The following is a 17777-nucleotide window of genomic DNA, read 5'->3' as shown; positions in this document are numbered from 1 at the left end:
TCCGTCACCACTGGGGCTTTTCCAATGATTAACAAGAGCATGATCCACAAGAGTTTGCTGGATCGCTTGGCGGCGCTGGATACCAACACGGTTTCCGATGCGCTCGACTTCCTCGGCCTGCCGGGTGCCACCGTTGGGCTGCGCCCGTTGTGGAACTGCCCAAGGATCGTCGGCCGCGCCAGTACGGTGCTGCTGGCGCCAAAATCCGACAGTGCGCCCACAGTGCACCTGATTACCCCGGTGGTTGAACAGATCGACAGCGACGATCGCGTGCTGGTGATCGCCGGTGGTATCGAAGGCATCTCCTGCTGGGGTGACATCCTCGCCAACGCAGCGGCCGGCAAGAAAGTGCGCGGCACGGTGATCGACGGTTTCAGTCGTGACATCGACGGTAGCGAAGCCATCGGTTACCCGGTTTACGGCCGTGGCGTGACCATGATCAGCGCGCGCAATCGGGTGGTGCAGATCGATGCTGGCGTGACGATCAACGTCGCCGGCGTCGATGTCAGCGAGAACGACTATGTCATCGCCGATACCTGCGGCACGGTGTTCGTGCCCTCAACCCATATCGAGAAAGTGGTCGACCTTGGCGAGCGTATCGCCCACCGCCAGGACGGCATGGTCGAGGCGGTCCGCAGCGGTCGCTCGGTAGCCGAAGTGATGCATGACACCCAATTCGAAGCGATCCACGTGGAGCATGCCTGATGAATATCGAAGACAAAGAACTGGTCGCCTTGTTCGAAGGCCTGGACACCCCGGGCGTCTCCGATGCCCTGGACAAACTCGGCCTGCCCGGCCAATGCCTCGGTGTGGCGCCACTGGACAACTACAGCAAGGTCATCGTCGGTCCGGCGTTCACCGTGCAATACGTCTCGGCCAGCGTACCGCCTGGCACCGTGGGCGATTTCATCGAAGACGTGGCGCCCGGCGACGTGGTGGTCATCGACAACAGCGGTCGCACCGACTGCACCGTCTGGGGCGACATCATGACCCAGTACGCCGGCACCCGGCAGATCGCCGCCACCGTTATCGACGGTGTTTGCCGTGACGTGAACAAGGCGCTGGGCGATGGCTATCCGATCTTCAGCAAGGGCCGCTTCATGCGCACCGGCAAGGACCGCGTACAGGTGCAGTCGGTCAACCAGCCAGTGTCGATCGGCACGGTGCGGGTCTGTGCCCGTGACATCGTGGTCGCCGACGCCAACGGCGTGGTGATCGTGCCTCGCGCGCGTGCGGCGGAAGTGGCGGCGTGTGCCCGTCAGATCGAATCGGTTGAAGCCGACATTCGCGCCCTGATCGCTCAGGGCAAAACCCTTAAAGAAGCCCGGGCCGCCCTGGGTTACCACAGCCTGCAGAGGAAAGCCTGATGAGCACGCTCCCCTTCCCCACGGATTTTCACCAACGGGCAAAAGTACTGGGCAGTTCGACGCTGTATGAAGCGTCCCATCTGCCCTGCGCGGTCGACAGTGCGATCCGCCCGATCTGGGACGGCGCCTTCATCGCCGCCCCCGCCTACCCTCTGGAATGTTCGCCGGGCGACAACCTGGCCCTGCACCTGGCGATGGAACGAGTGCCCCGTGGCAGCGTACTGGTCGTGGGCACGGGTGGTTTCATCGCCGGTTATTGGGGCGAAGTGCTCACCGTGGCAGCCGAGGCGGCTGGCGTGGTCGGTCTGGTGATCGATGGCGGCGTACGCGATATCGCGGCCCTGAAGAAACGCCGGTTCCCGGTATTTGCCCGTGGCATCTCGGTCAAAGGCACGGTCAAGGCCAGCGCCCCTTCGGTGGGGCAACCGTTCAATTTCAACGGTGCCTTGGTGGCTCAGGGTGATCTGGTGGTGGCCGACGATGACGGCGTAATCATCATCCCCAAGGCGGATGCGGCACGTACCCTGGCCGAAGGCGAGGCGCGCGCGAACAAGGAAGCGCAGATGATGCAGGCGCTGACCGAAGGCCGCTCGACCCTGGAGCTGATGAACCTGACCGAGTGGAGAACCCGCGCATGAGCCTTGATATCCAACGACTGAACCAGCGCCTGGCCAGCGCGCAACCTTCCGCGACCTACCGGATCATGGACCGGGTGGCGGAACGCCGGGCACAAGGCGCGAAGATCATTTCGCTGTGCGCTGGCGAGCCCGACTTCGATACGCCCAAGCATGTGCGCGAAGCGGCCATTAATGCCATTGAACACGGCCATACCCGCTACACCCAGGTCGCCGGGGTCCGTTCACTGCGAGAAGCGGTGGCCGCCAAATTCCGCCGCGAGAATGGCCTGGACGTCACCTGGCAAGACACCCTCGTCTGCAACGGCGGCAAACAGGTGATTTACAACGCCCTGGCCGCGACCCTCAACGAGGGCGACCAGGTGATCGTGCCGGCGCCGTACTGGGTCAGTTACCCGGAGATGGTGCAACTGTGCGGCGGTGAAGCGCGGATCGTTACCTGCGATGCCGACACCGGTTTCAAACTGACGCCCGCGGCACTGGCCGCCGCGATCACCCCGCAAACCCGTTGGTTGATCCTCAATTCACCGTCCAATCCCACCGGCGCGGTGTACAGCGAGGCTGAACTTCACGCACTGGCGGCGGTGTTGCTCGATCATCCCCATGTACTGATCCTGGCCGATGACATCTATGAACACCTGATCTTCGACGATCAAGCGTTCCACACCCTGGCTCAGGTTGAACCACGGCTGGCTCCACGAACCCTGACCATGAACGGTGTCTCCAAGGCCTACGCCATGACCGGCTGGCGCATCGGTTTTGCCACCGGGCCGCGCTGGTTGCTGGAGGCCATGGAAAAACTGCAAGGGCAGCAAACCTCTGGCGCCAGTTCGATCTCGCAACAGGCGGCACTCTCAGCACTGGAGGGGCCTAAGGATTTCATCCACGAAAGCCGTGTCGTGTTCCAGCGCCGCCGAGATTTGATGGTGACGCTGCTAAACGACATTCCAGGACTCGAATGCGCGGCTCCAGCAGGTGCGTTCTATGCATTCGCCTCCTGCGCCGGACTGATTGGCCGAACATCCCCAGGCGGGCGAGTTCTGCACACCGATGAAGATGTCGCCCACGCGCTGCTCGACGAAGCGGATGTAGCCGTGGTGCATGGCAGCGCTTTTGGCCTTGGCCCCTATATTCGCATTGCCTATGCTCTGGATGACGCTTCATTGTGTCAGGCTTGCGAGGCCATCCGGGCGTTCTGTAGCGCCCTGCGTTAACCCGTAGGTGAAGAACGTGCAACATTTCGCACTCGATTACACTTGCAGCGATCGGCAGATTCCCGCTGAGAATGGCGGCTTCGAGGCTTCTAGATGAATATGATCGAGGCGATGGAGATATTCGTTGCTGTTGTTGAGCAACGTAGCTACACGCGCGCAGCGGAAGCTCTCCAGTTGCACCGCCCTGCACTCTCGAAGGCTATCCAGAACCTTGAGAGTGAGTTGAACGTCCAGCTGCTTCATAGAACCACTCGACGGGTCAACGTCACTCCGGAGGGTGAGGAGTTTTACAACCGATGTAAGCAATTGTTGGGCGATCTTGCAGATACCTTCGACTGGTTTTCGCCCACACGCCCACCGCGAGGCAAGCTACGGGTGGACGTTCCTGTCGTACTGGCAAAAGCGATCATCATTCCTGCGCTTCCCGGATTTCGAGACCTCTACCCACAAGTCGAACTGACGCTGGGATCGACTGATCATCAAATTGATCTCATTGCTGAGGGCATAGATTGCGCCGTCCGCCTGGGTGAGCTGGACGACTCGAGTTTGATAGCGCGCCGTATCGGGTTGGTGCCTATGGTGACCTGTGCCGCGCCTTCTTATCTTGAGCGATTCGGTACGCCTAAATCCCTGGATGAACTGGATAACCACCTGGCAGTCAACTTCCTCATTGAGCATCGACGAAAGATCATGCCGTGGAAATTTCAGGATGGAGATGGCGTCATTTCCGTCAAAGTCCAAAGCGGGATCGTGGTCGACGACTCCGAAGCTTTTCTCTCTTGCGGCCTGGCCGGGCTCGGATTGCTTCAAGGATTGCGGCCCTCGCTACAGAGGCATATCGACTCGGGAGAACTGATTGAAGTCCTTCCGCAACTGCGTACAGTCGCAAAGCCCGTATCAATGCTCCTGACCGACCGTCGTCACCTTTCACCAAAAGTTCGTGTGTTCATGGAGTGGTTGATGGAACTGTTCTCCGAGGCAGGTCTTAAGTGAGAGCGATTGGTAACGACACAGTACTAATCAAGTTCTAATCGGGCCGTTTATCCCCCATTCAGCAAGGCCTAAATTGCTCCTCGAATCAGGGCGAACACTCAGTTCGTCCCCACTGTATTTTTCAATCTGTCTATTCGAGGACTCGCCATGGATATGCAACTTGCTGGAAAAACTGCTTTGGTAACCGGTGCTAGCCAAGGGCTCGGACGAGCCATTGTCAAAAGCCTGGCCGCTGAAGGTGTGAAGGTATTTGCTACTGCGCGAAACGAAGAGCTGTTGGTCAGTTTGGCAGGCGAAATCACCGATGCGGGTGGTATAGCACCGATCACGTTCGTTCAGGATTTTGTCGCAGCTGACGGCCCAGAAAGAATTGCAAGTGCTGCTCTGGCCGCTATGGGTCACATCGACATCCTGGTCAACAACGCGGGCGGCAGCCGTCCGATGGACATTGATGCTCCTGAAGAACAATGGATCGAAGGCATGACGCTGAACTTTGACCGTCATCGTCAGCTGACCCAAAAACTGTTGCCAAACTTCCTTCAGCGTAAGTCCGGAGCAATCATCAGCCTCTCCGGCAATCTTGAGCCGGAAGTCGTCAACGCGGCAATGGTGGCTAAAGCCGGTATCGTCGTATGGTCAAAAGGTCTTTCTGAACAGCTTGGCCAGCACGGTATCACGGTGAACTGTGTACAGCCTGGGCTGATCGATACGGCTCAGATCCGCCGTATGTATCCGGGCGAAGAGCGTAAAAAATTCGCCGACCGAGAGATTGCACTGCGTGACTTTGGCCAGCCTGACGATGTGGCTAACGCAGTCACCTTCCTTGCTTCCCCTCGCGCAAGCTACATCACCGGCACCGTATTGCTGGTGGATGGCGGTATGCGTCGCTACTCGTTCTAACTCACCCGTCTCAGGGCTCGGGCCACCGCCACGATCGGATGGTTCCCTGCCCTTGAGCAGAGGGAGAAATGCAGATGAAAACGGCTCTTCACGTTGGCGCTCCCACAAATCGATCAACGCATTGCGACCTGCGTGTAATCCACGACCTGTGCGTAATGGCGCATTCGGGCCCTCCAGTGGTCCGTAAAAGGCGCTCTCGTGGATGGGAAAGCTCCCGGATAGCCCTCTAGTGGTGCAATCAATCCGAAGGTAAGCGCACCCGGTCGAAAAACTTTGGCCATTCGGCCACGCTTTTTCATCAATAAAAGTGATCTGTTGAGCGGAATATTTGTCGCTTTTTTTGCAGATTCACACTCATTACTTTGGCCGGACAACACCGACAAAAACAAGGTCCACCCCATGTCTATGCCTGAAGTCATAAAACCTGCTGTGCGCAGCAATTACCGCTGGGTGGTTGCGGCCCTGATTTTTCTGATTTACACCATCGCAGCCGCCGACCGGGCCAACCTGGGTGTCGCGCTGCCGTTTATTCGTAAAGAGTTTGAAATGAGCAATGCCGAGGCCGGTGGCTTGATGAGCCTGTTTCTGCTGGCCTATGCCCTGGCACAAATCCCTTCCGGGTTTGCCTTCGGCCGTTACGGCGTCAGCAGGATCCTGCCTGGCGCCATGGTGCTGACCTCATTGCTGACCGGCCTGGTGGGTACTGCCAGCTCACTGTTGGCATTGAAACTGTATCGCCTGGGACTTGGCGTCGCTGAAGGCCCACTGCCGATCAGCATGACCACGACCATCAACAACTGGTTTCCAGCGCGGGAAAAAGGCACCGCGTCAGGGATATTTCTGTCCGCCGTCAAGTTCGGGCCAGTGATCGTGCCACCGCTCTGTGCAGTGATCATTTCGGTATGGGGCTGGCGAGAGATCTTCTACTTTTTCGCCCTGCCCGGCATCGTACTGGCGGTGATCTGGTACTTCATGGTCACCGATCACCCTTCCCGGAGCCGGTTCGTCAACGCAGCCGAGCTCAACCACATCATCGAAGAAACCGGCAGTACTGAGGCTACTCAGCAAGCCCGCCCACGGAAGATTCCAGCCTGGGTGGGCAAACTTGATCGAGTCATACGTGCCCGCCATGAAACGCCCCTGGAAACCAACCGGCAGGTGTTCAAGTCCTGGAATATCTGGGGCTGCGCCACCAGTTATTGCTTCCAACTGGGCGTATCGAGCGTACTGCTGGCCTGGATTCCGACCTACCTGATGACGGTCAAACAGTTCTCGATCATGAACATGGGGCTGGTGTCGGCTGCGCCATGGGTGGGCGCCGTGCTCGGCAACCTGCTGGGTGGTTTCTGCTCGGACCGGCTAATGGGCGGGCGGCGCAAACCCGGCATGCTGCTGTCTGCGCTCGGCACGTCGCTGATGATGTATCTGCTGATCAATTCGCCCGCCGAACCCCTGCCCTATGGCTTGTTGCTGATGCTGACCGGCGTTGTGCTGAGCCTGGGCTTCTCCTCCTACATGGTTTACCCAATGGGGCTGACCACCAAAAAGACGTTCCCCATCTCCAACGCCATCGTGAACATGGTCGGTCAGTTGGGCGCCGCAGCGACGCCGTTCATTACTGGGCTGCTGCTGGACAACTATGGCTGGAACTATGTGTTCGCCTGGTTGGCAGTCGGCTCATTTATCAGCTTCATCCTCTTGCTGACCATTTCCGAGCCTCGGGCGAGATTGAACGCCCCGGTTTGAAGTGCATTGCGAACAAAGCCCAGCCGCTCATGTGAGCGGCTTTTGTCTGAACGATTCTGTCATCACTGCGAGGTGTTACACATGTCCCCCCAAGACAAAGAATTGGTTGCCCTGTTTGAAGGCCTGGATACGCCGGGTGTGTCCGATGCCCTGGATAAACTGGGCCTGCCTGGCCAGTGCCTGGGCATCATGCCACTGGATAACTATCGGCAAGTGGTGGTCGGGCCGGCCTTCACCGTGCGCTACGTCAGCGCCAGTTGCCCGCCGGGAACGGTCGGAGATTTCATCGACGATGTGGCCGAAGGCGACGTGGTGGTGATCGACAACGACGGACGCACCGATTGCACCGTCTGGGGCGACATCATGACCCAATATGCAGGGAGCCAACGGATTGCAGCGACCGTTATCGACGGTGTCTGCCGAGATGTCAGCAAGGCACTCGGTGATGGCTATCCACTGTTCAGCAAAGGCCGGTTCATGCGTACCGGGAAAGATCGGGTCGAAGTAGCGTCGGTCAATCAGCCGGTGTCCATCGGCCAGGCCCGCGTGTGCGCCAGAGACATTGTGGTCGCCGATGCCAACGGCGTGGTCATCGTGCCTCGGGAGCGTGCCAGTGAAGTGGCCGCCTGCGCCCGCTCGATCGAAGCAGTGGAAGCCCGTATCCGCGCCCTGATCGCTGAAGGCAAATCCCTCAGGGAAGCCAGGTCAGAGCTGGGTTATCACACCCTGCAACGCAAGTCCTGATCATGACAAAGGGCGAGCACCCACCTCTGTGAATGCTCCCCCTTTGATCTTGAAGATGCACCGATAACAGGTCAGACCGTCAGCGGTTTTTCTCCTGTATCACCCTGAACATCCAGCGCAGTTGCATGACGCTCGGCCTCATCCTCACTCACCAACTCGCCCTCCCATTTGGCCACCACCGCTGTTGCGATGGAATTGCCCACCGCGTTAGTCGCCGAGCGGCCCATGTCCAGAAAGGTATCGATCCCTAGAATCAGCAGCAGACCGGCTTCGGGGATATCGAACTGAGTCAGGGTCGCTGCAATGACCACCAGCGAAGCACGCGGCACGCCGGCCATGCCTTTGGAGGTCAGCATCAGCGTCAACAGCATGGTGATCTGCGTACCGATAGACATCTCGATGCCATACGCCTGAGCGATGAACAGCACGGCAAAGGTGCAGTACATCATCGAGCCATCCAGATTGAAGGAATAGCCCATGGGCATGACGAAACTGGAGATTCTGCGTTTGACTCCAAAACGATCCAGCGCGTGAAGAATCTTCGGGTAAGCCGACTCGGAACTGGCAGTGGCAAAAGACAGAAGGAACGCTTCTCTGATCAACACCACCAGTTTGAACACACGCCGTCCGAGGAACATCCAGCCGGCAAACACCAACATGCCCCAGAGCACGATCAGCCCGAGATAGAAGTCGCGCATGAACACGGCGAACTTGACCAGAATGGACAGGCCATTGATTGCAACGGTCGCTGCCATGGCCGCCATCACCGCCAGTGGTGCAAGCTTCATCACATAACCGGTGACCTTCAACATTGCGTGGGACAGGTCTTCGATGACATTCACCAGGCCGGCGGCTTTCTTGCCCAAGGAGGCCAACGCGACGCCGAAAAATATCGAGAACACCACGATTTGCAGAATTTCGTTGGTGGCCATGGCCTCCGCGAAGGATTTGGGCACCAGATGGGTCATGAAATCCTTGAGGGTGAATACCGACGTTTGCAAGTTGGTCGTACTGGTCACGTCTGGCAGCGGCAATCCCAGGTTGTGCCCGGGCTGCAACATGTTCGCCATGACCAACCCCACCGACAGCGAGATCAATGAGGCTGTCACGAACCAGCCCAGTGCCTTGCCGAATACCCGGCCGATAGCGCTTGCATCCCCCATATGAGCGATGCCCACCACCAGGGTCGAGAACACCAGAGGAGCGATGAGCATTTTGATCAGGCGTAGAAAAATGTCAGAGATGATCGAGATATAACCGGCGATCCTGGTTGCCATCGCTTTGTCCGGGAAGTTCAGGAAAATCATGTAACCGATAAGAACCCCCAATAGCATGGCGATCAGAATGCCTGCCGCAGCCGGTAGCCTGTTTTTCATTAGGTGTAACCCCTTCTTATTGTTGTTGCGTCGGTTACGCGCTGTAACCACGTAGCCGGAAAACTACCCTAGCCCCACCTCCTCAATAAGAGCGGATCACGCTCTAGCTGATATGCCCAAATGCTATGACCCGGCGCCCAGGCTCAGCACCTTTGCGCAAGGCTGCTGCTCGGCTTTGCCCTTCCCATAATGTGCGGTTATCGCCGTTCCCTGCTGCGCCACGCGTTCGCCGCCAAGCTATACAAAACAGGCATATCTCAAAGACAAAAACGGTAGTCGTCGGCAGCAATCAGCACTCCCAGAATGTGTGAAAACACAAAAGCAGCACTGCTTGGGAGACTGGCATGTCAACAGAAGCTGAACAAACCGTGGGACAGGATTGGCAGGAGGACGTGTTCCGCGTGCTCAAGGCCCACGACGTCAAACATGTGGTCTTCGTACCGGATGCAGGCCACTCGGCGGCCATCCGCATGTCGTATGCCGACCCGGACATCAAGGCCGTCGTCCTCACCACCGAAGAAGAAGGCATCGGCTACCTCGCCGGCGCCTGGCTGGGCGGTGAACGCGGTGCCCTGTTGATGCAGTCCAGCGGTGTCGGTAACTGCATCAACACCCTCGCGCTCCAAGTCTGCGCCGGTTTCCCACTGTTGATGGTGGTGACCATGCGCGGTGACTGGGCCGAATTCAACGCGTGGCAGAACCCGATGGGCCAGGCCACCGAAGCCTCCCTGAACCTGATGAAAGTCATGACCTGGCGCGCGGACGTTCCCGAAGACGTCGCCCCGCTGCTGCACGGTGCTGCGACCATGGCCTTCAACGGTGATTCGTCCACTGCCCTGCTGCTCGGCCAGCGCCTGATTGGAGAAAAGAAATGGGTCAAGTAAGCGCCAACCACACCCTGTGTCGCCGCGAAGTGGTCAAGGCCTTGCTGGCCGACCGTAAAGACGTACTGGTCGTGACCGGCCTGGGCTCAGCGTCCTATGACGTCATGGCCGCCGGCGACCATGATCTGAATTACTACCTCTGGGCTGCCATGGGCAGCGCCATCACGGTCGGCCTGGGCCTGGCGAATGCCCAGCCGGACAAGTCGGTGGTGGTGGTCACCGGCGACGGCGAATTGCTCATGGGCTTCGGCGCACTGGCCACCGTCGCGCTGCAAAAACCCGCCAACCTGACCATCGCCGTGCTGGATAACGGCCACTTTGGCGAAACCGGGATGCAAGTCAGCCACGCCGGTTTCGGTATTTCCCTGGACCAGGTGGCGAAGACCTGCAGCTTCAGCTGGACCGACGAAATCCGCGACATGCAAGGCGTGCATGACCTGCGCGAGCGCTTCGCCACCCGCGACGGCGTCAAGCTCGCAACGATCAAGATCAAAGCGGAAAACCCGCCACGGGTGCTGCCACCGCGTGATGGTCACTACATCAAGAATCGCTTTCGTGCTGCGCTGGGTTTCAACCCGATCTGATTGCGCCCTACCCGGACCGAGTCACGCCGGGCTGATGCCAGGCGTGGCACGTTGAGGAGAATAATAATGACTGATCGCAACGCTGAAGAACTCAATGCCATCCGCGAGGGCGTACGCGCTCTTTGCGCAGAATTCGATGCCGCTTACTGGCGCAAAATCGACGAAGAAAAAGGCTTTCCGGAAACCTTCGTAAAGGCCCTGACCGATGCCGGCTGGTTGGCCGCGATGATCCCGGTTGAATACGGCGGCTCCGGCCTGGGGCTGGCCGAGGCCTCGGTGATCCTCGAAGAGGTGAACCGCTGCGGCGGCAACTCCGGGACCGTGCACGGGCAGATGTACAACATGTTCACCCTGCTGCGACACGGCAGCGAGGCGCAGAAAAGTTACTACCTGCCGAAGCTGGCCAACGGTGAATTGCGCCTGCAATCGATGGGCGTGACCGAGCCCACCACCGGTACCGACACCACCAAGATCAAGACCACTGCCGTACGCAAAGGCGACAAGTACGTGATCAACGGGCAGAAGGTGTGGATCTCGCGGATCCAGCATTCCGACCTGATGATCCTGCTGGCGCGCACCACGCCGTTGGCCGACGTGAAGAAAAAGTCCGAAGGCATGTCGATCTTCCTCGTCGACCTGCGCGAGGCCATCGGCAATGGCATGACCGTGCAGCCCATCGCCAACATGGTCAACCACGAGACCAACGAGTTGTTCTTCGACAACCTGGAAATCCCCGCTGACAGCCTGATTGGCGAAGAAGGCAAAGGCTTCCGGTACATCCTCGACGGACTGAATGCCGAACGCACCCTGATCGCCGCCGAGTGCATCGGTGACGGTCGCTGGTTTATCAAAAAGGCCAGTGCCTATGCCCGCGACCGCGTGGTGTTCGGGCGCCCGATCGGGCAGAACCAGGGTGTGCAGTTCCCCATCGCCGAAGCCCACATCGAAATCGAAGCAGCCGACCTGATGCGCTGGCGTGCCTGCGAGGAATACGACAGCGGCCTCAACGCCGGAGCCAGCGCCAACATGGCCAAGTACCTGGCAGCGAAAGCCTCCTGGGAGGCAGCCAATGCTTGCCTGCAAACCCACGGCGGATTCGGCTTCGCCTGCGAATACGACGTCGAGCGCAAGTTCCGCGAAACCCGTCTGTATCAGGTCGCCCCCATCTCCACCAACCTGATCCTGTCGTACGTTGCCGAACACCTGCTCGAACTGCCGCGCTCTTTCTAATAACAAGAGAGATAAACATCATGAGCCAGCCCAAAGGCCTCCGCCCGCTCGATGGCCTTACCGTCGTCAGCCTTGAGCATGCCATTGCAGCGCCCTTCTGCACCCGCCAACTGGCCGACCTCGGCGCCCGGGTGATCAAGGTCGAACGTCCAGGCACAGGTGATTTCGCCCGGGGCTACGACCAACGCGTCAACGGCCTGGCTTCGCACTTCGTCTGGACCAACCGTTCGAAAGAAAGCCTGACCCTCGACCTGAAACAGGACTCGGCCACCGAGGTGCTGGACAGTTTGCTCGCCACTGCCGACGTGCTCGTGCAGAACCTGGCGCCCGGTGCCGCTGCGCGGATGGGATTGTCATTTGAGGCGTTGCACCAGCGCTTTCCGCGCCTGATTGTCTGTGACATTTCAGGCTATGGCGTCGGTGGTCCCTACGAGAAGAAGAAAGCCTACGACCTGTTGATCCAGAGTGAAGGCGGCTTTCTGTCGGTCACCGGCAGCCCGGGCGAGGACGAAATGGCCAAGGCCGGTTGCTCCATCGCCGACATCGCGGCCGGCATGTACGCCTACACCGGGATTCTGTCTGCCCTGCTGCTGCGCGAACGGACCGGCGAAGGCAGCCACCTCGATGTGTCGATGCTCGAAAGCCTGGTCGAGTGGATGAACTACCCGCTGTACTACGCCTACGACGGTGCGCCTCCACCCCCTCGCGCCGGTGCAGCGCACGCCACCATTTACCCCTATGGCCCCTTCCCCATCGGTGACGGCACCACCGTGATGCTGGGTTTGCAGAACGAGCGTGAATGGCAGCTGTTTTGCGAGAAGGTGCTGCTTGCCCCCGAGCTGGCAAAAGACCCGCGTTTCTCGGCCAACTTCAAACGCGTCGAGAACCGCAACGCCCTACGGGAACTGATCATCGAATCGTTCTCCACGCTCAACTTCGATGCGGTGATCGATCGCCTCGACCATGCGCAAATTGCCAACGCCCGGGTGAATGACATGCAAGGTGTCTGGGACCACCCGCAACTTCAGGCCCGTGACCGTTGGCGAGCCGTTGAAACCTCCGCCGGCCCCGTTCCAAGCCTGATCCCGCCCGGCAGCAACAGCGCATTCGAGCCACGCATGGATGCCGTACCGGGCCTTGGTCAACACACCGAACAGTTGCTCAGGGAACTGGGGCTGGGCGCGGAACGCATTGAAGAAATGCGCGCCGCCGGGGCCATCTGACTGCAACGATAAAAGATTTTCGAGAGAACACTGCCCAATGAAGATCCTCGTAGCTGTGAAACGCGTGGTCGATTACAACGTGAAAGTTCGTGTGAAAGCGGACCATTCCGGCGTCGACCTCGCTAACGTCAAGATGTCGATGAACCCGTTCTGCGAAATCGCCGTGGAAGAAGCGGTACGTCTGAAAGAGAGCGGTATTGCGACTGAAATCGTCGTTGTTTCCATCGGCCCGTCCACCGCTCAAGAGCAACTGCGCACCGCGCTGGCTCTGGGCGCCGACCGCGCCATCCTCGTCGAATCCGCTGAAGACCTGACTTCCCTGGCCGTGGCCAAGCTGCTCAAGGCCGTGGTCGACAAGGAGCAGCCACAGCTGGTGATCCTCGGCAAACAAGCCATCGACAGCGACAACAACCAGACTGGCCAGATGCTCGCGGCATTGAGCGGCTACGGTCAGGGCACGTTCGCATCCAAAGTCGAAGTCAGCGGAGCCAGCGTTGCCGTGACCCGCGAAATCGACGGCGGCGCGCAGACCGTTTCCCTGAAACTGCCGGCCATCGTCACTACCGACCTGCGTTTGAACGAGCCGCGCTACGCGTCCCTGCCAAACATCATGAAAGCCAAGAAGAAGCCTCTCGAAGTAGTGACTGCGGACGCTTTGGGCGTTTCCACCGCCTCCACCAACACAACCTTGAAAGTCGAAGCGCCAGCTGCACGCAGCGCGGGGATCAAGGTCAAGTCGGTGGCTGAGCTGGTGGAGAAATTGAAGAACGAAGCGAAGGTGATCTGAATGACGATCCTGGTAATTGCTGACTATTCAAATGACCAGCAGGACAACAACGTGCTGGCCCCGGCCACGCTGAACACCGTGGCGGCCGCCGCGAAAATCGGTGGCGACATCCACGTTCTGGTGGCCGGCGCAGGTGTTGGTGCCGTGGCTGAAGCCGCGGCGAAAATTGCCGGTGTGGCGAAAGTGTTGGTGGCCGACAACGCCGCCTACGCGCATCAACTGCCGGAAAACGTTGCCCCGTTAGTGGCAGGTCTGGTGATAGAGCAGCGCACGATTTACAGCCATGTGCTGGCCTCGGCCACTTCCAACGGCAAAAACACCCTGCCACGCGTAGCCGCTCAGCTGGACGTTGATCAGATTTCCGAGATCATCTCGGTCGAAAGCGCCGACACCTTCAAGCGCCCGATCTACGCCGGTAACGCCATCGCCACTGTGCAATCGAACGCTGCGGTCAAAGTAATCACCGTGCGGGCTACCGGTTTCGACCCGGTGGCGGCTGAAGGTGGTTCGGCGGTCGTCGAAGCGGTCGCCACCGTTTTCGACGAGGGGAAATCCAGCTTCGTCAGTGAAGAACTGGCCAAGTCCGATCGTCCGGAACTGACCGCCGCCAGGGTCGTCGTTTCCGGCGGGCGCGGCATGCAGAACGGCGACAACTTCAAACACCTGTACGCCCTGGCCGACAAGCTCGGTGCTGCTGTCGGTGCTTCGCGCGCCGCGGTCGACGCAGGTTTCGTACCCAACGACATGCAGGTCGGTCAGACCGGCAAGATCGTTGCGCCACAGCTGTACATCGCCGTCGGTATCTCCGGCGCGATCCAGCACCTGGCCGGCATGAAAGACTCCAAAGTGATCGTGGCGATCAACAAGGACGAAGAAGCGCCGATCTTCCAGGTGGCCGATTACGGCCTGGTGGCGGATTTGTTCGAAGCGATTCCAGAAATGGCCGCCCTGGCCTGATCACCGACCGACAGGAGCGACATGTATGAGCAATATCGATTTTTCAGCGTGGATCGGACGTCATCAGGAAAGCCAGGACCGGATCAGCTTCAACCTGGTCAAACGCATTGCCGCCACCTTGAGCGAAGTGGCGCCACTGCCTGGCGAAGCGCTGCCGCCGCTGTGGCACTGGGCGTTCTTTCAGGAGCCGGTTGCCGCCAGCGAACTGGGCCCGGACGGCCATACCGCGCTCGGCGGCTTCCTGCCACCAGCCCGCAACCGCAATCGCATGTGGGCCGGTAGCCGAATCGAGTTCTACCAGCCTCTGAAGGTAGAGGCGGATGTGACCTGCGTATCGACCATTCTCAACGTCGAAGAGAAGCACGGTCGCACCGGATCGTTGCTGTTCGTCACGGTACGCCATGAGTATTTCCAGGACGGCCAACGCGCCCTGCAAGATGAGCAGGACATCGTCTACCGGGAACCGACACCGCCCAAACTGAGCGGCACCGAAGCGCTCCCTGAAGGCCAATGGCAAGACCAGGTCGAACCCTCACCGACCCTGCTGTTCCGCTATTCCGCAGTCACCTTCAATGGCCACCGGATTCACTATGACTGGCCCTACGTCACAGAGACCGAAGGCTATCCGGGGTTGGTAGTGCATGGCCCTTTGATCGCCACCCTCAACTTGCGTGCCTTCACCAGAGCGCACCCGACCGCGCGCTTGAAGCGCTTCGCGTTCCGGGGTGTCAGGCCGCTGATTTCACCGCAACCCTTCGAAGTGGGCGGGCGTCTGATCGACAGCGGCAAGGCGCAGGTTTGGGCGGGCAATCAGGACGGCACCGCACAAATCGGTGAAGTCGAGTTCAGCGCGGGAGAAACCCCATGAATCCATCGATCGTTCGCACCGCCCTGTTTGTCCCGGCCACGCGTCCAGAGCGCATCCCCAAAGCCATCGCCACCGGCGCGGACCGGGTGATTGTCGACCTGGAAGATGCCGTACAGGAAAACCTCAAGGAACAGGCCAGGGATAATCTGCAGCGCTTCTTGAGTGACCACCCGGACGCCCGGATTCTGGTTCGCGTGAATGCCCCGGATCACTGGGCACACGCTGCAGACCTGGATCTTTGCCGACGCCATGCCGGTGTGACCGCCATTCTGCTGCCCAAGGCTGAAACCTGTGCGCAAGTGCACACTGCAGGCAGCACCGGCAAACCGGTCTGGCCGATCATCGAAAGCGCCAAAGGCTTGGCTGCACTTGGCTCGATTGCCATCGCCCAAGGTGTCGAGAGGCTGTCGTTCGGCAGTCTCGATCTGGGCCTGGACCTGAACCTGACCACCGGCAGCCGCGCCGCCGATGAAGTGCTCAGCCACGCCCGTTATGCCGTATTGCTCTGGACCCGGGTTGCCGGACTGGCGCCTGCGCTGGATGGTGTTTTTCCCTCGATCGAGGACACCACCGGCCTGCACGCCGCCGTTGAATTTGCCCGCGACATGGGCTTCGGCGGCGCACTGTGCATCCATCCGAGCCAAGTGGCGATCATCCATCAGGCATTACAACCCACCGCTGAAGAATTGCACTGGGCGCGACGCATCATCGATGCCGCCAGCTCCGGGGAAGGCGTGTTCGTGATGGATGGGCAAATGGTCGATGCACCGGTCATTGGTCGTGCCCAAGCCATTCTGGCGCGCGCGAACCAGCCATTTTGATTCTCACCCTGCAGGACGGTGTCATGACCCCAATTTCCAGTCTCACCCATGCCATTTCGATCAACCCCGCCACTGGCGAGCAGATCGGCCACTACCCTTTCGAATCCCCATCGACCCTGGACGCCGCATTGTCGCGCGCCGCTGCCGGCTTCCGCGTCTGGCGCAGCAAACCCGTTGATCAACGCTCGCAGTTGTTGATCACCCTGGCTCAGGTATTGCGCGACAACGCCGCCACGATGGCGAACATGATCACCCAGGAAATGGGCAAGCCCATCACTCAGGCACGCGGTGAAATCGAAAAGTGCGCGCAGCTTTGCCAGTGGTACGCCGAACACGGCCCTGCCATGCTGAGTGCCGAACCGACAATGGTCGAGGGTGGCAAGGCACGCATTGAATACCGCCCGCTCGGCCCGATTCTCGCCGTGATGCCGTGGAACTTCCCGATCTGGCAAGTCCTGCGCGGCGCCGTTCCAGCACTGATCGCCGGTAATACCTACGTCCTCAAACATGCCCCCAACGTGATGGGCTGCGCCTGGCTGTTGCGGGATGCCTTCAAGCACGCGGACTTTCCCGAAGGTGTTTTCGAAGTCATCAATGTCACGCCGGACGGCGTCTCCACGGCCATCGCCGACCCACGCATCGCCGCGGTGACGCTCACCGGCAGCGTACGGGCCGGCATTGCCATTGGCGCACAGGCCGGTGCGGCCTTGAAAAAGTGTGTGCTGGAACTGGGCGGCTCCGATCCGTTCATTGTGCTCAACGATGCCGACCTTGACGAGGCAGTCAAAGCCGCCGTCATTGGCCGCTATCAGAACACCGGACAAGTCTGCGCAGCCGCCAAGCGCCTGATCGTCGAGCAAGGCATTGCCCAGGCATTCACCCGCAAGTTCGTCGAAGCCACCCGCCAACTGGTCGTCGGCGATCCACTGGCCCCAGACACCTATATTGGCCCCATGGCCCGCTTCGACCTGCGTGATGAACTGGATCGCCAGGTTCGCAACACCCTGGAAGAAGGCGCGACATTGCTGATGGGCGGCAAGAAAGCTGAAGGCCCCGGCAACTTTTACGAGCCCACCGTCTTCGCTGACGTCACTGACCAAATGACCTCATTCAAACAGGAACTGTTCGGCCCGGTAGCCTCGATCATCACCGCACGCGACGCCGCCCATGCGCTGGAATTGGCCAACAACAGCGAATTCGGACTCGCCTCAACCATCTACACAGGCAATGCTCAGCTGGCGGAGCAGATGGCTGGTGAACTGGAAACTGGTGGTGTGTTCATCAATGGATATTGCGCGACGGACCCGCGTGTCACGTTTGGTGGTGTGAAGAAAAGCGGTTTTGGCCGGGAACTGTCGCATTTTGGGGTGCGAGAGTTTTGCAATGCGCAGACGGTTTGGTTGGATCGGCGCTGATTGCATCAATAGTAAAACTGAGACAAATAAAAA

Annotated in this window: 18 protein-coding genes; 17 read left to right on the top strand and 1 reads right to left on the bottom strand. The window is 59.6% G+C overall.

Features of this window, described 5'->3' with window-relative positions; all coding sequences use genetic code 11:
* The first annotated feature begins 39 nt into the window (after positions 1-39).
* The 8 genes from LOY36_RS08940 (at position 40) to LOY36_RS08905 (ending at position 7599) form a co-directional block, all read left to right on the top strand.
* Entirely contained in the window at positions 40-705 is a 666-nt protein-coding gene (locus tag LOY36_RS08940) for an RraA family protein (RefSeq protein ID WP_258674155.1), read from the top strand.
* Positions 705-1367, top strand: a complete 663-nt coding sequence (locus tag LOY36_RS08935; RefSeq protein ID WP_258672961.1) for an RraA family protein — start codon at positions 705-707, stop codon at positions 1365-1367. The genes LOY36_RS08940 and LOY36_RS08935 overlap by 1 nt, the downstream gene beginning before the upstream one ends.
* Positions 1367-2005: an RraA family protein gene (locus LOY36_RS08930; protein ID WP_258672960.1), complete on the top strand. Its 639-nt coding sequence runs from the start codon at positions 1367-1369 to the stop codon at positions 2003-2005. The genes LOY36_RS08935 and LOY36_RS08930 overlap by 1 nt, the downstream gene beginning before the upstream one ends.
* Positions 2002-3216 (top strand): pyridoxal phosphate-dependent aminotransferase, encoded by a 1215-nt coding sequence (locus LOY36_RS08925; RefSeq protein ID WP_258672959.1) that lies wholly within the window; start codon positions 2002-2004, stop codon positions 3214-3216. Before LOY36_RS08930 ends, LOY36_RS08925 begins: the two co-directional genes overlap by 4 nt.
* Before the next feature lie 93 nt (positions 3217-3309).
* Positions 3310-4209: a LysR family transcriptional regulator gene (locus LOY36_RS08920; protein ID WP_018928353.1), complete on the top strand. Its 900-nt coding sequence runs from the start codon at positions 3310-3312 to the stop codon at positions 4207-4209.
* Between the two features lie 147 nt (positions 4210-4356).
* The gene (locus LOY36_RS08915) at positions 4357-5109 is read left to right on the top strand and encodes an SDR family NAD(P)-dependent oxidoreductase (RefSeq protein ID WP_258672958.1); all 753 of its coding nucleotides are present in this window, start codon (positions 4357-4359) and stop codon (positions 5107-5109) included.
* Between the two features lie 399 nt (positions 5110-5508).
* Positions 5509-6855, top strand: coding sequence for an MFS transporter (locus LOY36_RS08910; protein WP_258672957.1), 1347 nt, complete (start codon positions 5509-5511; stop codon positions 6853-6855).
* An 81-nt stretch (positions 6856-6936) separates the two neighbouring features.
* The gene (locus LOY36_RS08905; protein WP_018928358.1) at positions 6937-7599 is read left to right on the top strand and encodes an RraA family protein; all 663 of its coding nucleotides are present in this window, start codon (positions 6937-6939) and stop codon (positions 7597-7599) included.
* Between the two features lie 71 nt (positions 7600-7670).
* On the opposite strand, the gene LOY36_RS08900 is transcribed toward LOY36_RS08905, so the two are convergent.
* A complete protein-coding gene (locus LOY36_RS08900) occupies positions 7671-8975 on the bottom strand; it encodes a dicarboxylate/amino acid:cation symporter (RefSeq protein WP_258672956.1) in 1305 nt (434 codons plus the stop codon).
* Between the two features lie 344 nt (positions 8976-9319).
* On the opposite strand from LOY36_RS08900, the gene LOY36_RS08895 reads away from it, so the two are divergent.
* From LOY36_RS08895 to LOY36_RS08855, 9 genes are all read left to right on the top strand, one after another.
* Positions 9320-9859 carry a thiamine pyrophosphate-binding protein gene (locus LOY36_RS08895; RefSeq protein WP_018928360.1) on the top strand — a complete coding sequence of 180 codons (540 nt, stop codon included), beginning with the start codon at positions 9320-9322 and terminating at the stop codon, positions 9857-9859.
* Complete coding sequence (locus LOY36_RS08890) at positions 9847-10443, top strand: thiamine pyrophosphate-dependent enzyme (protein WP_258672955.1); 597 nt, start codon at positions 9847-9849, stop codon at positions 10441-10443. Before LOY36_RS08895 ends, LOY36_RS08890 begins: the two co-directional genes overlap by 13 nt.
* A gap of 66 nt (positions 10444-10509) precedes the next feature.
* Positions 10510-11673 carry an acyl-CoA dehydrogenase family protein gene (locus tag LOY36_RS08885; RefSeq protein ID WP_258672954.1) on the top strand — a complete coding sequence of 388 codons (1164 nt, stop codon included), beginning with the start codon at positions 10510-10512 and terminating at the stop codon, positions 11671-11673.
* A gap of 20 nt (positions 11674-11693) precedes the next feature.
* The gene (locus LOY36_RS08880) at positions 11694-12896 is read left to right on the top strand and encodes a CaiB/BaiF CoA-transferase family protein (protein WP_258672952.1); all 1203 of its coding nucleotides are present in this window, start codon (positions 11694-11696) and stop codon (positions 12894-12896) included.
* A 37-nt stretch (positions 12897-12933) separates the two neighbouring features.
* On the top strand, positions 12934-13683 hold the full coding sequence (locus LOY36_RS08875) for an electron transfer flavoprotein subunit beta/FixA family protein (protein ID WP_258672951.1): 750 nt from the start codon (positions 12934-12936) through the stop codon (positions 13681-13683).
* The gene (locus LOY36_RS08870; RefSeq protein ID WP_258672950.1) at positions 13684-14640 is read left to right on the top strand and encodes an electron transfer flavoprotein subunit alpha/FixB family protein; all 957 of its coding nucleotides are present in this window, start codon (positions 13684-13686) and stop codon (positions 14638-14640) included.
* 25 nt (positions 14641-14665) lie between these two features.
* Positions 14666-15508, top strand: a complete 843-nt coding sequence (locus tag LOY36_RS08865) for a MaoC family dehydratase N-terminal domain-containing protein (RefSeq protein ID WP_258672949.1) — start codon at positions 14666-14668, stop codon at positions 15506-15508.
* Positions 15505-16329: a CoA ester lyase gene (locus LOY36_RS08860; protein ID WP_258672948.1), complete on the top strand. Its 825-nt coding sequence runs from the start codon at positions 15505-15507 to the stop codon at positions 16327-16329. Before LOY36_RS08865 ends, LOY36_RS08860 begins: the two co-directional genes overlap by 4 nt.
* A gap of 23 nt (positions 16330-16352) precedes the next feature.
* Positions 16353-17744, top strand: coding sequence for an aldehyde dehydrogenase family protein (locus LOY36_RS08855; RefSeq protein ID WP_258672947.1), 1392 nt, complete (start codon positions 16353-16355; stop codon positions 17742-17744).
* Positions 17745-17777 lie beyond the last annotated feature (33 nt).

Origin of the sequence: Pseudomonas sp. B21-019, from assembly GCF_024749225.1 — a bacterium.
GTDB lineage: Bacteria > Pseudomonadota > Gammaproteobacteria > Pseudomonadales > Pseudomonadaceae > Aquipseudomonas.
The sequence above is the reverse complement of the archived record's forward strand: the minus strand, read 5'-3'. Positions and strand labels throughout refer to the sequence as shown.

Coding starts and splice junctions, on each gene's coding strand:
- LOY36_RS08940 (WP_258674155.1), top strand. CDS start 40: ATGATCCACAAGAGTTTGCTGGATCGCTTGGCGGCGCTGGATACCAAC.
- LOY36_RS08935 (WP_258672961.1), top strand. CDS start 705: ATGAATATCGAAGACAAAGAACTGGTCGCCTTGTTCGAAGGCCTGGAC.
- LOY36_RS08930 (WP_258672960.1), top strand. CDS start 1,367: ATGAGCACGCTCCCCTTCCCCACGGATTTTCACCAACGGGCAAAAGTA.
- LOY36_RS08925 (WP_258672959.1), top strand. CDS start 2,002: ATGAGCCTTGATATCCAACGACTGAACCAGCGCCTGGCCAGCGCGCAA.
- LOY36_RS08920 (WP_018928353.1), top strand. CDS start 3,310: ATGAATATGATCGAGGCGATGGAGATATTCGTTGCTGTTGTTGAGCAA.
- LOY36_RS08915 (WP_258672958.1), top strand. CDS start 4,357: ATGGATATGCAACTTGCTGGAAAAACTGCTTTGGTAACCGGTGCTAGC.
- LOY36_RS08910 (WP_258672957.1), top strand. CDS start 5,509: ATGTCTATGCCTGAAGTCATAAAACCTGCTGTGCGCAGCAATTACCGC.
- LOY36_RS08905 (WP_018928358.1), top strand. CDS start 6,937: ATGTCCCCCCAAGACAAAGAATTGGTTGCCCTGTTTGAAGGCCTGGAT.
- LOY36_RS08900 (WP_258672956.1), bottom strand. CDS start 8,975: ATGAAAAACAGGCTACCGGCTGCGGCAGGCATTCTGATCGCCATGCTA.
- LOY36_RS08895 (WP_018928360.1), top strand. CDS start 9,320: ATGTCAACAGAAGCTGAACAAACCGTGGGACAGGATTGGCAGGAGGAC.
- LOY36_RS08890 (WP_258672955.1), top strand. CDS start 9,847: ATGGGTCAAGTAAGCGCCAACCACACCCTGTGTCGCCGCGAAGTGGTC.
- LOY36_RS08885 (WP_258672954.1), top strand. CDS start 10,510: ATGACTGATCGCAACGCTGAAGAACTCAATGCCATCCGCGAGGGCGTA.
- LOY36_RS08880 (WP_258672952.1), top strand. CDS start 11,694: ATGAGCCAGCCCAAAGGCCTCCGCCCGCTCGATGGCCTTACCGTCGTC.
- LOY36_RS08875 (WP_258672951.1), top strand. CDS start 12,934: ATGAAGATCCTCGTAGCTGTGAAACGCGTGGTCGATTACAACGTGAAA.
- LOY36_RS08870 (WP_258672950.1), top strand. CDS start 13,684: ATGACGATCCTGGTAATTGCTGACTATTCAAATGACCAGCAGGACAAC.
- LOY36_RS08865 (WP_258672949.1), top strand. CDS start 14,666: ATGAGCAATATCGATTTTTCAGCGTGGATCGGACGTCATCAGGAAAGC.
- LOY36_RS08860 (WP_258672948.1), top strand. CDS start 15,505: ATGAATCCATCGATCGTTCGCACCGCCCTGTTTGTCCCGGCCACGCGT.
- LOY36_RS08855 (WP_258672947.1), top strand. CDS start 16,353: ATGACCCCAATTTCCAGTCTCACCCATGCCATTTCGATCAACCCCGCC.